17 protein-coding genes are annotated in these 15,751 nt (G+C 36.1%); 4 read left to right on the top strand and 13 right to left on the bottom strand.

The features are described from left to right. Positions 1 to 74: 74 nt before the first annotated feature. From PBT89_RS01480 to PBT89_RS01430, 11 genes are all read right to left on the bottom strand, one after another. The gene (locus PBT89_RS01480) at positions 75 to 1,232 is read right to left on the bottom strand and encodes a beta-ketoacyl synthase N-terminal-like domain-containing protein (protein WP_270063075.1); all 1,158 of its coding nucleotides are present in this window, start codon (positions 1,230 to 1,232) and stop codon (positions 75 to 77) included. A gap of 158 nt (positions 1,233 to 1,390) precedes the next feature. Beyond that, a complete protein-coding gene (bioA, locus tag PBT89_RS01475) occupies positions 1,391 to 2,668 on the bottom strand; it encodes an adenosylmethionine--8-amino-7-oxononanoate transaminase (protein WP_270063074.1) in 1,278 nt (425 codons plus the stop codon). 3 nt (positions 2,669 to 2,671) lie between these two features. Then, positions 2,672 to 3,292, bottom strand: a complete 621-nt coding sequence (bioD, locus tag PBT89_RS01470) for a dethiobiotin synthase (protein WP_270063073.1) — start codon at positions 3,290 to 3,292, stop codon at positions 2,672 to 2,674. Between the two features lie 6 nt (positions 3,293 to 3,298). After that, positions 3,299 to 4,453, bottom strand: a complete 1,155-nt coding sequence (locus PBT89_RS01465; RefSeq protein WP_270063072.1) for an aminotransferase class I/II-fold pyridoxal phosphate-dependent enzyme — start codon at positions 4,451 to 4,453, stop codon at positions 3,299 to 3,301. Positions 4,454 to 4,564: 111 nt separating this feature from the next. Continuing rightward, positions 4,565 to 4,957, bottom strand: coding sequence for a monovalent cation/H(+) antiporter subunit G (gene mnhG, locus PBT89_RS01460; RefSeq protein ID WP_270059488.1), 393 nt, complete (start codon positions 4,955 to 4,957; stop codon positions 4,565 to 4,567). Continuing rightward, positions 4,954 to 5,229 carry a monovalent cation/H+ antiporter complex subunit F gene (locus PBT89_RS01455; protein WP_270059489.1) on the bottom strand — a complete coding sequence of 92 codons (276 nt, stop codon included), beginning with the start codon at positions 5,227 to 5,229 and terminating at the stop codon, positions 4,954 to 4,956. The genes mnhG and PBT89_RS01455 overlap by 4 nt, the downstream gene beginning before the upstream one ends. Then, entirely contained in the window at positions 5,229 to 5,705 is a 477-nt protein-coding gene (locus tag PBT89_RS01450) for a Na+/H+ antiporter subunit E (protein WP_270059490.1), read from the bottom strand. The genes PBT89_RS01455 and PBT89_RS01450 overlap by 1 nt, the downstream gene beginning before the upstream one ends. Positions 5,706 to 5,716: 11 nt before the next feature. Further along, the gene (locus PBT89_RS01445) at positions 5,717 to 7,228 is read right to left on the bottom strand and encodes a proton-conducting transporter transmembrane domain-containing protein (RefSeq protein ID WP_270063071.1); all 1,512 of its coding nucleotides are present in this window, start codon (positions 7,226 to 7,228) and stop codon (positions 5,717 to 5,719) included. Then, entirely contained in the window at positions 7,225 to 7,578 is a 354-nt protein-coding gene (locus PBT89_RS01440; RefSeq protein WP_270059492.1) for a Na+/H+ antiporter subunit C, read from the bottom strand. Before PBT89_RS01440 ends, PBT89_RS01445 begins: the two co-directional genes overlap by 4 nt. Before the next feature lie 2 nt (positions 7,579 to 7,580). Next, entirely contained in the window at positions 7,581 to 7,994 is a 414-nt protein-coding gene (locus PBT89_RS01435) for a Na+/H+ antiporter subunit B (protein ID WP_270059493.1), read from the bottom strand. A 10-nt stretch (positions 7,995 to 8,004) separates the two neighbouring features. Continuing rightward, the gene (locus PBT89_RS01430; protein ID WP_270063070.1) at positions 8,005 to 10,317 is read right to left on the bottom strand and encodes a putative monovalent cation/H+ antiporter subunit A; all 2,313 of its coding nucleotides are present in this window, start codon (positions 10,315 to 10,317) and stop codon (positions 8,005 to 8,007) included. A gap of 312 nt (positions 10,318 to 10,629) precedes the next feature. Between PBT89_RS01430 and PBT89_RS01425 the strand changes: the two genes are divergently transcribed. From PBT89_RS01425 to PBT89_RS01410, 4 genes are read left to right on the top strand one after another with little or no spacing between them, the layout of a single operon-like run. Then, entirely contained in the window at positions 10,630 to 11,070 is a 441-nt protein-coding gene (locus PBT89_RS01425) for a DUF2975 domain-containing protein (RefSeq protein WP_270063069.1), read from the top strand. A 10-nt stretch (positions 11,071 to 11,080) separates the two neighbouring features. Continuing rightward, positions 11,081 to 11,605: a DUF2975 domain-containing protein gene (locus PBT89_RS01420; RefSeq protein WP_270063068.1), complete on the top strand. Its 525-nt coding sequence runs from the start codon at positions 11,081 to 11,083 to the stop codon at positions 11,603 to 11,605. 3 nt (positions 11,606 to 11,608) lie between these two features. Further along, positions 11,609 to 11,818 carry a helix-turn-helix domain-containing protein gene (locus tag PBT89_RS01415; RefSeq protein ID WP_270063067.1) on the top strand — a complete coding sequence of 70 codons (210 nt, stop codon included), beginning with the start codon at positions 11,609 to 11,611 and terminating at the stop codon, positions 11,816 to 11,818. A 30-nt stretch (positions 11,819 to 11,848) separates the two neighbouring features. Next, entirely contained in the window at positions 11,849 to 13,621 is a 1,773-nt protein-coding gene (locus PBT89_RS01410) for a M61 family metallopeptidase (RefSeq protein WP_270063066.1), read from the top strand. A 246-nt stretch (positions 13,622 to 13,867) separates the two neighbouring features. Here PBT89_RS01410 and PBT89_RS01405 read toward each other — a convergent pair whose 3' ends face one another. Continuing rightward, the gene (locus PBT89_RS01405) at positions 13,868 to 14,152 is read right to left on the bottom strand and encodes a F0F1 ATP synthase subunit epsilon (RefSeq protein WP_270063065.1); all 285 of its coding nucleotides are present in this window, start codon (positions 14,150 to 14,152) and stop codon (positions 13,868 to 13,870) included. A 71-nt stretch (positions 14,153 to 14,223) separates the two neighbouring features. Further along, on the bottom strand, positions 14,224 to 15,735 hold the full coding sequence (atpD, locus tag PBT89_RS01400) for a F0F1 ATP synthase subunit beta (protein ID WP_270059499.1): 1,512 nt from the start codon (positions 15,733 to 15,735) through the stop codon (positions 14,224 to 14,226). Positions 15,736 to 15,751 lie beyond the last annotated feature (16 nt).

The raw sequence follows: 15,751 nt of genomic DNA, 5'->3' as shown, positions 1-15,751 counted from the left end.
AGATTTATTCAAAAATAATCAAAACTTCGCTAAAAGAACAGCGAGGATTTTTTGCTCATTAGAGCTAAAAAATATTAAATATTATTAATTAAAATAGAAACGGCATTACCGCCAAAACCAACTGCATTTACCAGAATATTCTGTAATCGTGTAGGTTTTTTACTAATATCGGAAAAAGGAACCGAAATAAACTCCTGATGTTTTAGCATTAACATTGCCAATTCCAGGTTCAGGATTCCCGATGTTGCAAACGTATGCCCAATTTTCCACTTATTGGAAGTCATTGCCGGTAAATTTTCACCAAAAACAGCTTTTATCGCGTTTACTTCACCAAGATCGCCTTTTATTGTCCCCGGTGCGTGCATCACAACCACGTCAATTTCAGTAGGATCCAGATCTCCAATGGCCATTTTCATTGAATTTTGCATACATTTCCCGTCTTCTGAAATTGATACACTATGCTTTAATTTTTCTGCGGAATAACCGATTCCGGTAATTTTAGCCAGTGCTTTTTCTGAAGCTGAAGTTTCTAAACACAACAACCCGGCACCTTCGCCTAAAACCATCGTATTTCGGGTTTTATCAAGATTCAATGCCTGGCAAGGATATTCTAGATCTTCTGAAGCATAGGTTTTAATCGCTTTCATCTGGGCAATTGTAAAAGGGGTAAGTGCTGCTTCGCTCGCTCCGGCGATAAATTTATTAGCTAAACCAGATTGAAGCCAAGCAACCGCATTTAAAACCGAATGTAAACCGGTAGAACAAGTGACACTATGCGAAAAATGAATTCCGTTATTTTCTAAATCCTGGCCAACCCAGGATGAAATATTCCCCAAAGTGGTTGATGGGGAAGCCTGAGTAGACGCCTGCCGATTTTCGATAAATTCAGCATGAAATTTTTCAAACAATCCAGTCGCACCACGAGAACTCCCAATATTGATTCCAATATTTTTTTCATTTTGCCAATCGGCGCGTTTTATCGCTAGCCGCGAAGTATAAATTGCAAACAACACCGAAAGATCTAGCTTGCGATAATTTGCAGATTCAGTTCTTAGATTATCTATTTCTGCACGTAATTTTTCTGGCAAAAAAGCAGCAAAAGCTTCCTCTTCTTCAAAATTGTGCTTTTGTATAAAATGATGATTGTTTTTATAAGCCTCCCAAATTTCTTCATGGTCTTCTCCCAAAGGAGAAACGGAAGCCATGGAAGTGATATAAATTGGATTTTTCATCTTTACGGTTTACGGTTTACGGTTTACAAATTTGGAACCCAAAAGATTGAGCAAACTGATTTGAAAAAATTTTTTAATCTTTTTTTGCCACAGCACATCTTCAAACTGTCTAACATCTAAATTCTAACAGCAAAGCGTTCTAAGCTCAAGCTTCTAACTTAAAATCTGTCAAAAACCCCTTCAATCGTATCGTAAATCTTCTGCATTTCTTCGTCTGAAGTAATAAAAGGGGCCGTAATATAAATGGTGTTTCCTAGCGGACGAAGATAAACGCCGTTTTCCATAAAATAATTAAAAAGCTGATTTCGAATATTTCCGTAGCGCTCCATTTTTATATTCAGATCGAAAGCAAAAATGATTCCCAAATACCTAATATTGGTCACTTTTGGGTGATCTTTAATTTTATCTGCAAAAGCCTGATGTAAATTTTCAATTCGCTTAATATTGCTTTGCATTTCTTTCGAAGTCAGTAATTCTACTCCGGCTAAAGCCGCGGTACAAGCTAATGGATTTGCACTATAGGTATGCCCGTGAAAGAGTCCTTTTGCAATCTCATCAGAATAAAAAGCATCGTAGATCTTTTGCGAACAACTGGTTAAGCCCATTGGCAATAAGCCGGCCGTTAAGGCCTTGGACATACAAACAACATCGGGTTTAGTTTCTATATAATCTGAAGCAAAATACTTACCGGTTTTCCCGAAGCCCGTCATTACCTCGTCTGCAACACAAACGATATCATTTTCTTTACACACTTTCAGGATTTCATTTAACCCATTGGCATCGTGCATTTTCATGGCTGCTGCCCCCTGAACTAAAGGTTCGTAAATAAAGCCTGCGATATTATTTTCTTGAATCACTTGATTTAACAGCTCTAAAACTTCCTGATTGTTATTTCCATTTGGAACCGGAATTCGCTTAACGGCAATAAAGTGATCCTCGAAAGCGCCATTATAAACCGACAATCCTGAAACCGACATTGCTCCAAAAGTGTCACCATGAAAACCTTCCTCAAAAGCCAGCATCACCTTGCGATCGTTCCCAAGATTATGATGATACTGCAAAGCCATTTTTATCCCAATCTCTGTCGCTGTAGAGCCATTATCGTTAAAGAACATTTTTTGCTGCCCTTTAGGTAAGATTTTCATTAAAGCTTCAGAAAGTTCTACAGCTGGTTTATGTGTAAATCCGCTAAACACCACCTGATCTAAATTCTTCATTTGTGTAGCTACACGGGCTGTAATAAATTCATTACAATGGCCGTAAACGCAGGTATACCATGACGAAATTCCGTCGATATATTCTTTGCCGTTTTCGTCGTAAAGCTTAACGCCTTTCGCTCTTGTAATTCCTAAAGCATCACCAGCGATCTTATGCTGCGTAAGCGGATGCCATAAATGTTTTTTATCTCTTTCAGCTAAACTTAAATTCTCTTGCATTCCTTACTTTTTCAGATTCTCACGAAATTTATCTGCGTATTTTTTAATCACTTCTGCAGTAAATTCTTCCTCTTCTTCTACCCTTCCAATCACAGGCACGCCGCTCATTTTTTGGATAATATCTTCAGTGGTTTTTGTTTCATTTCCGCTATAAATAATTCCGAAGCAATCTAAACCGCGACTGCGCAAAGCTTCGATACTTAATAAGGTATGATTAATGCTTCCCAGGTAATGACGGGAAACCAGAATCACTTTATCTTCTGGCTGAATCAAATCGGCGATAGTTTCAGAATCACTTATAGGAACCAGTAAACCACCGGCTCCTTCTACAACCAGATCATTATCGGTTTCTGGCCGAATCATAGTTTTTGAAGAAACTACTACTCCATCAATTTCAGCAGCTGCATGCGGACTCATAGGAGTTTTCAATGCAAAGGCATTTTTATGGAATTTGGTTTTTTTATTACTAATTAAACGCTCCACTTTATGCGTATCTGAATTATCCAGATCACCCGCCTGGATGGGTTTCCAGTAATCGGCTTCCAAAGCTTCGGTCACAATTGCCGATATCATGGTTTTACCAACTTCAGTATCGATACCGGTGATAAAATAAGATTGTTTCATTTTAAATTAAATTTGTGTTAGGGCTACTTTTAAAATATTCACAAGCTCTTTTATTTCTTCTTCGGAATTAAAACTATGCAAACAAAACCGAAGTCGCTCGCTACCTTTTGGAACGGTTGGCGAAAGAATGGGTTTTACCAGATATTGATTTTGCTGAAAAATTGATGCTATTTTCTTCACAATCTCATTTCCCGGAATTATTGCACATTGAATAGCTGATTCACTTTCAACAAAATAAGTATTGATTTTTGTGATTCTTAACTGCTTTTTAAAATACTGAATATTTGCTTTTAGCGTCTCTATCTCAGTTTCTCTCATTTTTAATCGCTGAAAAACTGAATAAATAGTTGCAATAGCGTGTGGTGGAAGTCCCGTCGTGTAAATAAAACTACGCGCGAAATTTACTAAATACGACTTTAGTTTTTGGCTACCCAAAACAACTGCGCCGTGGCAACCTATTGCTTTTCCGAAGGTATGAATGCGGGCAAAAACTTTTTCCTGAAGCTCAAGTTCGCTCACCAATCCCATTCCACTTGTCCCTATAACTCCGGTACTGTGCGCTTCATCTACTATTAAAAAATGATCATTATTTTCGCAAAATTTGGCTAATTCTGGCAGAGGAGCCTTATCGCCATCCATAGAAAATATAGCTTCGGTTACGATATAAACAGCCGAATTTTCTGAAAGATTTAATCGTGAAATTTTGCGCTGTAAATCTTCAATATTGTTATGCTGAAATTTGTACGCCTTAGCATGATTCAACAAAATACCATCACGAATACTGGCATGAATTAGCTCGTCATAAAAAATAAAATCAGCTTTTTGTGGCACTGAAGAAAAAAAACCAAGGTTGGCATCGTACCCAGAATTAAAAATAAGTGCTGCTTCAGCTTGATGAAATTCAGCTAAAAAATCTTCGGTGATTTCGTATAATTTGTGATTCCCGGAAATGAGTCGGCTGCCGGTCGCGCCATTTTGCTTCAGGTTATACTTTTCGCAAAGCTTTTGGGCTTTAGCAAAAATAGATTCGGCATTGGCGAATCCCAGATAATCATTAGAGTAAAAATCGACACCTCCTGCAGCAGTTTTTAATTCTCTAAGCGAATTATCCTGCGATCTTGCATCTAGGCTTTTTTTAAGCTTGGAAGGGAATCTATTCATGCAGGCAAAATTACAAGATTACCTGAATATGCCCTTACAGATTGACGAAAATTGAGTTTTAAAAAGAAAGCTTACCTATAATTGAAAAGTAGCGCACTATAAATAAAAGAATTACATTTTGGTGTGATCTACATTATCCTCTGGCGTATCGTCGATTTCACTTTTTAATACATGAGAATTTCGCTGATATTTCCCCTGCAAATCATCCATTTTGGATTTATCCCAAAGTTTATTCCCAATAAAATATGACGCTCTACCTATTAAATGTGCGCCTACGGGCGCTGTTAAGAACAAAAATAATATGATTATAAATGCTCTGGAGGTAGTACTGAGGTCGTAAAAGTATAAGGCTACACCAACCAGCAAAAGCCCAATTCCTAATGTAGCAGCTTTAGTATTTACTGATATTCGTAAATAGGTATCTGGCATTCTTATAAGTCCTACTGCTGCGAGCAGAACGAATAATGTTCCTAAGGTGATAATTATTCCTATTAAAATATTCATTTCTTCTTACTTCTTCGTTCTAAATAATAACTTAAAGCTACGGTACTTAAAAATGCGATAAGCGCCAGAATCATACCTGTATCTAACAACGTCGAGCTACCCGATGTTATCGTATAGATCCCGATTATACCTATCCCTGTGGTTATCAAAAGATCTAAAGCAACGATTCTATCTGCAATACTTGGGCCCTTAAAAAATCTCACTAAGATAAGTATCACAGAAAAAGCCAAGACAGGCAAGATTATTATTCTACAATATTCAACTAAAGTCATTATTTTAAAATCTCTAAAATTCGTTTTTCAAAACCGTTTTTTATACCGGCAATGAATTTATCTTTATCTTTTATATACATCGCGTGTACATAAAGCACTTTCTTATCATTTGAAACATCCAGACTAAGTGTACCCGGAGTCAAAGTTATCATATTCGCTAATAAAGTTATTCCTGCATCGCTTTGTACCGTTAGTGGAACTTTTACGATACCGGGAGTCATGTTTAATTTAGGTGTCATTACTTCCCAAGCAACTTCTAAATTTGCTTTTATCAATTCCCAGAAGAAGAATAGTATGATATAAATAAGTCTAGGAACAATGGTAAAATATTTGGCTTTTTTTGAACCTCTGGTAATCACCATTAATATCACATAGCTTAATATAAAGCCGAACAAATAGTTAGAAACATGAAAGTCTCCTGTGAGCACCACCCACACAAATGTTAGAAGAATATTAGATACAAACCTGTTTTTCATTGTTTCCTTCCTTAACTATTGTTTAAAACTGTATCAATATATTGCTGACTATTCATAAGTTCATTTGCTATTCTAGCAGATAATAATTGAATATGCTCTGCTCCAAAACCAATATAAAGTGATATTAAACTTAAGAAAATGATTGGTACAATAAACTGCGTTTTCTTTGTTTTATTTAGATCACTGAAATATTCGAACTTAGGCTTTTCAGGAATTTCTTTCGCATCTTTCCAGAAAACTTCTGCCCATAATTTAGCGATTATCACTAAGGTAATAAAGCTGGCAAAAATAATTGCTGCTACCGTCCAATAACTCTCGGTTTTAAATCCTTCACCTATCAATGAAATTTTAGGCCAAAACCCTGACAATGGCGGAATTCCTACCAATGAAAATAAAGGAATAAAAATCAACAAACTGAGCTTTGGATAATTCGCATAGAAACCTCCCAATGCTCTCATGCTGTTTGAAGATTTTATTTTGAAAATTATTCCGCTCACCATAAAGAGATTTGTTTTCACCATGATATCATGAATCAGATAAAAAATAACTCCGGTAATAGCCACTTCAGTAAACATTCCCAAACCAGCTATCATATAACCAATATGGCAAATAATTAAATAAGAAAAAACTTTACGAACGTTATTCTGAACCAACGCACCAACACCTCCACTAAAAATAGTAAGAATAGCCAGTACCATTAAGATCTCCCCTAAGAATACATCGCCTACAAAAATTAATGTAAACACTCTTATCAAAGCATAAACACCTACTTTAGTTAGCAGCCCACCAAATATTGCTGAAACAGCTGCGGGTGGCGTATGATAAGATGCCGGTAACCAAAAATACAGTGGAAAAATAGATGCTTTTGTACCAAAACCTATAAGGAATAAAATAGCGGCAACTTCTACGAGTCCGCGATTTTCTACAGCAGCAACTTTACCTGCAAGATCTGCCATATTCAACGAACCAGTTAAACCATATAGTACTGCAATAGCAGTTAAGAAAATGGTAGACGCCAGTATGTTTAAAGTAAAATATTTTACAGCACCTTCTAACTGTGCTTTTTCACCACCAATTGTAATTAATACAAAGGAGCTTATAATTATAATCTCAAACCAAACGTAAAGGTTAAATAAATCGCCGGTTAAAAATGCACCGGTCAAACCTAATAGCAGAAAATGAAATATAGGATAATAACCAAATCGTAGGCGATCTTTAATTACAGAACCGGCCGAAAAAACCGATACCGCTAAACCAGACAATGCTGTTAAAAGTACTAAAGTAACGGCGAGAGTATCTGCAACAAAGACAATCCCATAGGGCGCATCCCAATCTCCAGCATTTACTTTTTGAGTACCATTTTCCCAAACAAAATAGAATACATAAGCTGAAAGCGCCACAGCGATAATACTACCACCAATACTTATAATTTTTTGCGCATTAATCTTATTCCAAAAAAACATTAAAACTATGCTTAGGAATAATTGAAATAATAAAGGGTATATGATTAATTGTTGCATCATGAATCTTCGTCGGTTGCGTTCATTTCGTCCAGATCGTCTGTTCTTACCACCTTATGAGCTCTTTTCACAAGAATGATGGCAAAAGATTGCAATCCAAAACTAATTACAATAGCAGTTAATATAAGTGCCTGCGGAACGGGGTCTGCATAAGCTTCTGTAAAAACTTCAGAATTTTCTGGTATTATAGGAGGTAAACCTTTCGTTATTCTGCCTAAAAGAAAAATCAAAAGATTAGCTCCATTCCCTAACAGAATTATTCCAATAATTAGTTTCACCAAACTACGACGTAGGATCATATAAATCCCCGCCGCATAAAGCAAACCTATTAAAATAGCTAATAATATCTCCATAATTAAGGTGCTTCAGAAATTGTAAAGATTATGGTTAATGTTACCCCTACAACTACAAGATAAACTCCTATATCAAAAAACAATGCCGAACCTACACTTCCTAATACAGGAACATGCCCATGATACCATAGACCAGTCATAAATGGATCTCCTGCAAACAACATAGGAGAAAGTCCACTAAAAAAAGACAGTGCAAGACCTGCGGGCATTAAAAATCCCGGATGGAATTTGAGTAAAGCTTTTGTATTTTTTAGTCCATTAGCGAAAGAATGTAAGACAAAAGCAATAGCTGCTACAAGACCGCCTACAAATCCACCACCCGGCAGGTAGTGTCCACGCAAAAGGATAAAAATTGAGAACATCAACAAAACCGGCAAAAGGTAATTAGATGCTGTTCTTAATATGATGGTTTTCATAATCTTTTAATTACTGAACTCTATCTGTTCTTTTTAATCTTAATTTCAATAATCCAAATACCCCAATAGCGGCAATAGTAAGTACTGAAATTTCTATCATAGTATCTGCTCCTCTAAAATCAACCAAAATAACGTTTACCACATTTTTACCGTGAGCCATTATATACGAATTTTTGGCGTAAAAATCACCAATTTCAGTATTTACTGGTTCAGATAAAACCTCGAGTGCTAAAACGGCTATCATACCTCCAAAAAGCAAGGATAATATTCCATCTCGAATACGCATTTTATGATCCTGAATCTTGAGGTATCTTGGTAAACGATATAACACCAGTACAAACAGAATCACCGTTAAAGTATCTATGGAAAACTGCGTCATTGCTAAATCTGGTGCACTATAAAATACAAAAACAAGGCATATCGTTAAGCCAACCACTCCCATTGCGACAACGGCAGATAATCTACTGCTGGTAAATACCGTGAATAATATAGCAATACACATTATAATACTTACCACTAGCTCGTAAAAACTAATATTAGATAAAATTGCAGGATCTAAATTAAACTTGGTACTTCCTACCATAGTATAGCCAACCATTCCTACCAGGAAGAAAATAATAATAAAAACATAATTCCTCAAATAACCATTCTGAAAAACACGAGTCCAGAATGAAGAAACCTGCGTAAATCCAATATTAAATTTTTCCATAAGACTTTTAGGACTGGCCACTTCTAATTTTCCAATCATCCTTTCAAGTTTTTTGGAAGGCTTAATTACAAAGTATAAAATTGTCCCCACAGTAATGGTCACTAAACTTAAGACAAACACCGTGTTAAATCCATGCCATAGGGCAAGATGGATTTCACCAGTTTCACCTCCTAAAGCAGCGACCACAGGCTTAATCAAAGAGCCTTCAATAATAAAAGGCAGCACTCCAAACACTAAACTTAGCACTGCCAGAATTATTGGTGGAACCCACATTAATGGTCCTGGCATTTTGGTATCCTTTAGACTATCGGGCAAACTCCCCTGAAACGGTTTTATACCGGCTACAAAACCTGCCCAAAGCAACAATATTTTTGTAATAACAATCCCCACAATCAATAAAGTTGCTATTATCGGTGCATGCATAGTTGCCTCGTAAGTAAGTTCTTTGCCTAAAAATCCAATCGTAGGGGGAATACCGGCACTAGAGATTGCAGCAATAATTGCAGCAATACCAACAGGCATTAAAACTTTACGCAAACCAGAAAGCACAGTTACATCACGAGTTCCTGTTTGATGATCTATAATTCCAGTAGTTAAGAAAAGCGTAGCTTTATACAAAGCATGGACTATAATAAAAACCGCTGCGGCAGTAAAAGATTCAGTAGTTCCCATGCCGATTAAGAACATTAAAATTCCTAAAGCCGATATTGTTGAATATGCTAGAACTCCTTTAAGATCGGTCCTAAATAAAGAATGAATTGCAGAGTAAAGCATCGTCACCCCTCCGACAATTATTAATGTTGTATTCCAAATTTCTTCACCACCAAGAACAGGTGTAAAACGCATTACTAGGTAGATACCTGCTTTTACCATCGTTGCCGAGTGCAAATAGGTAGAAACCGGTGTTGGTGCTTTCATCGCACCAGGCAGCCAAAAATGAAAAGGAAACTGTGCAGATTTTGTAAAAGCTGCTCCAAATAAAAGAATCACTGCTATTGAATAATACTCATGTCCCTTAATAAGTTCAGGTGCCATATTGAGCATTTCTGCAATGCTATAGGTTCCTGTTATGTTACCTAAAACGATAACGCCAGCAAGCAAAAACATTCCTCCTAAACCTGTTATACCAAGCGCGGTTAATGCAGACTTTCTTGAAGCCTCTTGCGTGTTATTAAAACCTATTAAAAAGAATGAGCTTATACTGGTAAGTTCCCAAAAGGTAAAAAGGCTTATTACGTTATCAGATAAAACTAAACCTAACATCGCAGCCATAAACACACTCAAATAGGCGTAAAACCTGTCAAGATATTTATGATGATGTAAATAAGCTGATGTATAGGCGAAAACCAGGGTTCCAATCCCAGTTATCATTAAGCAGAATAAAAGTGATAGACCGTCTAAAGTAAAACCGAGGTTTACACCAAATGAAGGCACCCAGTTATAACTTTCCTTTACAACATCCCCATGCATAACTTCAGGAATAAACTGAAGAAAATAGACAAAAAGTCCAAGGGGTATTAAAGAAGATAAAACAGCAAACTTTCCTTTAAAAAACTTTCCTGCAAAAACTAAAAGTAAAGCAAATAAAAATCCTAGAAATATTGCTAATAGCATAGTTGATTAATAATCCGTTTCTCGCAAATATAATAGTTATTATTTAAGTTTTATGCGAATATTAAACGTTAAATATACAGATATACGCAGACTTTGCAATAACTTAATGTTTGAATATGAAAAATAGCAATTTAGAAAGCGTCTTCATAATTAAATAAATTAATTTTTATAAATAAATTATCGAAAAACGATAATTAAACGTATACTTGTTATCGATAAACAATAACAATCTTTGCCATGAAACCACCTATTCTGCTAAAAACAATTTTAGATATTTGTTTTATTTTTTCTGCCTTATCGTTAATAGCTGTCATGATACTGCTAGTACTAGCGTTTTTCACAGGGCTTGATCTTTCTTTTGTTTCTGTAGAAACTCCTCCAGAAAATGTAAACATTTTAGCATTGTGGGGATTTGCCCTACTAGAATTAGTTAAAATAACCGCTTTTGTTTATGGCTTATATGTTCTTCGGAAATTAATCAGAAGTTTTTTTGGAAACAAGCTTTTTACGAGATTTCAAATAGCATCATTAAATCTAAGCGGAAGATTGATTTGTCTATCGATGTTTTTAGAAGCCATTTCTGAATTTTTAAAAAAGATAATTATTGAAAATCGTATAGGATTATTCTTTGGGATGGAATTTTCATTTAGTTCTTTTTGGATCATTCTTGCCTTTGGTATTTTTCTAGTCTTCCTAAGTAAAGTCTTCGAGAATGCTCGGACGCTTCAAAAAGAAAATGAGTTAACCGTATAATCTTGTAAATATGAAATGGCATTTAAACATTCTAAAAATTTTAGTAATCACTCTTATTGCAGTTTTAATAACTTCCGCACTAATTAATATTCTGGGAGCTATTCATCAATTTACCATGTTTAACGATATATCAAACTCATTTTACTTTAAAAGCTATTTCCCTGAAAGAAGCTTCGAATATTCTGAAAACGGAGAAAGACTTTTTTACATACTAAACTCCGCAGTATTCATATATCTAGCCATCGGCTTAAGAAAAGCACCCAAATTAATTAATGACATCGCGAAAGAAAACCTATTCTACCCTTATCAAGCAAAGGAAATAAGAAAAATATCATCAACAATCATAGGATATGCAAAGCTTAAATTTCTCATTATTCTATGTTGTGGTGCATTCTTTTTAATGGCTCCCTTTAATATTTTAGGATTCATACCGTCATTCATAATTCTTTATATTTTAGGCAAAGTAATGATCCTTTTAGGTAAAGTTGTAGCCAAAGGTGAGTTCATAAAACAAGAAAACGAACTTACGATCTAAACGATGGCGATAATCATTAATCTAGATAGAATTTTGGAACGCGAAGGAATGAAGAGTAACGAACTTGCCGATAAAATAGGGATTACCACGGCAAACCTTTCTATTCTGAAAACCGGAAAAGCCAAAGCAGTAAGATTCTCAACATTAGAAGCGATTTGCGAAATACTAAACTGCCAACCTGGGGATATTCTTGAATACCAGGAAGAAAATTAATTACTTAACTTTAGCACTAAAATTTAGTTTATGCGTTTACCCCTACTTTTACTTTTTGTCTGCACGATTGGTTTTGCTCAGCAAAATAGGTACAGCATTTCTTTTGAAAATGCCTTGCATCACGAAGCTAAGATCCACATTGAATTCCCAGAAATAAAAACCGACACATTCACCGTAAGAATGAGCAGATCTTCTCCCGGACGCTATGCTATTCATGAATTTGCAAAAAACGTTTATGATTTTAAAGCTACTGATAGCAAAGGAAAACAACTGGAAGTCTTTCGTCCAGACCCATACTCTTGGGCGATTACCAATCATAGCGGAATCGTAAATATAGAATACACTCTTTTCGCCAACCGCGGTGATGGCACTTACTCGCAGATTGATCCCACGCATGCACACTTAAACATGCCGGCGACATTTATGTTTGCTGAAAGCTTGCAGGATAGAGCTATAGAGATCGATTACAATACTGAAAGTCAGCCAAATTGGAAAGTAGCTACACAGCTTAAGCATATTAAAGGGAATACATACACCGCTCCCAACCTTCAGTATTTTATGGATAGTCCAACTGAAATTAGCAATTTCAGAATGGAAAAATTTGAACTGGACGGAAAAACCATTCGGTTTGTGTTACACGATCCAAGTAGCGATGAGCTTTTCGAAGAGTACTTTCAGAAAGTAAAAAAGATCGTGGAACAAGAAATGAACGTTTATGGCGAATTGCCCAATTTCGATTATGGCGAATACACTTTTTTAGCCTGTTACATGCCTAATGTTTCGGGAGACGGTATGGAACATCGCAACAGCACAATTTTAACAGATACTGAAACTTTAGCCAATGGAGGCATGGAGGGAAATATTGGCACTGTTTCCCACGAGTTTTTCCATGCCTGGAATGTAGAAAGAATTCGCCCAAAATCTTTAGAGCCTTTTGATTTCACAAAAGCGAATATGAGTGGTGCACTTTGGTTTGCTGAAGGTTTTACAAGTTATTACACCAATTTGATTTTATGCCGTGCAGGGATTATTTCTGCGGAAGATTACATAAACGGGTTAAATGGTAGCTTCAACTATGTTTGGACATCTCCGGCACTTCAGTATTTTAATCCTATTGAAATGAGTTACCAGGCGCCTTTTGTGGATGCTGCAACTTCTTTAGATCCTGTAAATCGTGAAAATACGTTTATTTCTTATTATTCCTACGGAAGTGTTTTAGGACTCGCTTTAGATTTGCAATTAAGAGAAAACAACCTGAATCTGGATGATTTTATGAAATTGGTTTGGGAAACTTACGGAAAGCCTGAAAAGCCTTACGTAGTAAAAGACATCGAAAATTTACTAAAAGAATACGCGGGTAAAAGCTTTGGAAAAAGCTTTTTCAATAAATATATCTACAATAGCAAAATGCCAGAATACGAACCGCTTTTGGCCAAAATGGGAATCAATATTTCAAGAAAATCAAAGGAATCTGATCTGGGGATTTCCGTAGAAAACAAAGATAGTTTGGTGGTTATGACGAACAACCCTAAAATAGGCACATCAGCTTATAAAGGAGGTTTGGATAAAGGTGCTGAAATTATTTCAGTAAATGACACACTTATAAAAAATAAGGAAGAATTCAACAATATCACTTCAACATTAAAACCTGGAGAAAAAATCAGTATAAAATTCAAGAATTATGGTGAAGAGAAGACCGCAGAAGTTACTGTTGGAAAAAATCCTTCTTACGAAATAAAAGTAAACCCTGACGCCAAGAAAAAGGAAGTCGAAAATCGTGAAAAATGGCTTTCAAAGAAATAGTTTTCAGATAAAAGTCAATGGTCTTCATTTAGCAGATGTTATAACTAACTTCAAGAACTAATGAAAATATTATTTGAAATTCAATAATTTCAATATTAAACTCATTTTTTCAGCGATAAAATTCAAATGACCGCTAAAATTAAAAAAGGATTATGCCAGGATAGATTAGATGAACCTCTATATTCAACAAAAACAAAAAGCCTGTTGCAATTGCAACAGGCTTTTTTATATACTATCAGAATTATATTAGTCGGCTAGAATGATTGCTTTATTATCTTTCATCTCTAACACTCCACCTTTAATGTGGTAGAATAATTCTTTTCCTTCTTGTTTAAATTCTGAAGATAACTTAGAAGTCACTTCAGTATTTGAAGCAGCAAGATTGATCTTTACCGTACCTTCTGTTAAAGTAGAAACGATGGGTGCGTGATTATTAAGCATCTGAAACTCACCATCAATTCCTGGAACCTTTACAGCTTCAATTTCAGATTGAAAAACAACTGCTTCTGGAGTTACGATTTCTAAATACATAGTTTTTAGTATTGAGTACTGAGTAGTTAGTAGTTAGTTTTAAATCACTAACCGCTAATAGCTCTATACTATTATGATTCAGCTAGCATTTTCTCTCCGGCCTCGATCGCTTCTTCGATAGTCCCTTTAAGGTTAAAAGCTGCTTCAGGAAGGTGATCTAACTCACCATCCATGATCATATTAAACCCTTTGATCGTTTCTTTAATATCTACAAGCACACCTTTAAGACCAGTAAACTGCTCTGCTACGTGGAATGGCTGAGAAAGGAAACGTTGCACACGTCTTGCACGCGATACCGCAAGTTTATCTTCTTCAGAAAGTTCTTCCATACCAAGAATCGCAATAATATCCTGTAATTCTTTGTAACGTTGTAAAAGCTCTTTTACTCGTTGAGCACAATCATAATGATCATTACCTAAGATGTCTGGAGTAAGGATTCTTGAAGTAGAATCCAAAGGATCTACCGCAGGATAAATACCTAGCTCGGCAATCTTACGAGAAAGTACTGTTGTTGCATCTAAGTGAGCAAAAGTTGTTGCTGGTGCAGGATCGGTAAGGTCATCTGCAGGTACGTAAACCGCCTGTACAGATGTAATCGAACCATTTTTAGTTGAAGTAATTCTTTCCTGCATCGCACCCATCTCGGTAGCTAGCGTTGGCTGATAACCTACCGCTGAAGGCATACGCCCAAGAAGTGCAGACACCTCTGAACCAGCCTGAGTAAATCGGAAAATATTATCTACGAAGAAAAGAACATCTTTACCTTGTCCTTCTCCTGCGCCATCACGGAAGTATTCTGCAATAGTAAGACCAGATAAGGCAACACGAGCACGTGCTCCCGGTGGCTCATTCATCTGTCCAAATACGAAAGTAGCCTTAGATTCTCTCATTACATCTTTATCTACTTTCTTAAGATCCCATCCTCCATCTTCCATAGAGTGCATAAAATCGTCACCGTATTTGATAATACCAGATTCTAGCATCTCTCTAAGAAGGTCGTTACCTTCACGAGTACGTTCACCTACACCGGCAAATACAGAAAGACCACCATGACCTTTTGCAATATTGTTAATTAATTCCTGAATAAGTACAGTTTTACCTACCCCGGCACCACCAAATAATCCAATCTTACCACCTTTTGCATAAGGTTCGATAAGGTCGATTACTTTAATACCAGTAAATAAAACTTCAGTAGAAACAGATAAGTCTTCGAATTTTGGCGCTTCACGGTGAATTGGCAATCCTGCTTCACCTGCTTTGGGTAGATTTCCTAAACCATCGATAGCATCTCCTACTACGTTAAATAAACGGCCGTATATATCTTTACCAATAGGCATCTGGATAGGAGCTCCGGTAGCTACAACTTCTACGCCACGGCTTAGCCCATCGGTAGAATCCATCGAAATAGCTCTAACAGTATTTTCACCTATATGTGTTTGCACCTCTAAAACTAAAATAGAACCATCTTCTCTTTTAATCTCCAAAGAATCGTAAATCTTTGGTAATTCTACGTTCTCTGAGCTGAAGGAAACATCAACTACAGGGCCAATAACCTGGGCAACTTTACCTGTTACTTTAGACATTATTAATTTCTTTAAT

The organism is Zunongwangia sp. HRR-M8 (genome assembly GCF_027594405.1).
Classification (GTDB): Bacteria; Bacteroidota; Bacteroidia; order Flavobacteriales; family Flavobacteriaceae; genus Zunongwangia.
This window is presented reverse-complemented; position numbering and strand designations above follow the sequence as displayed.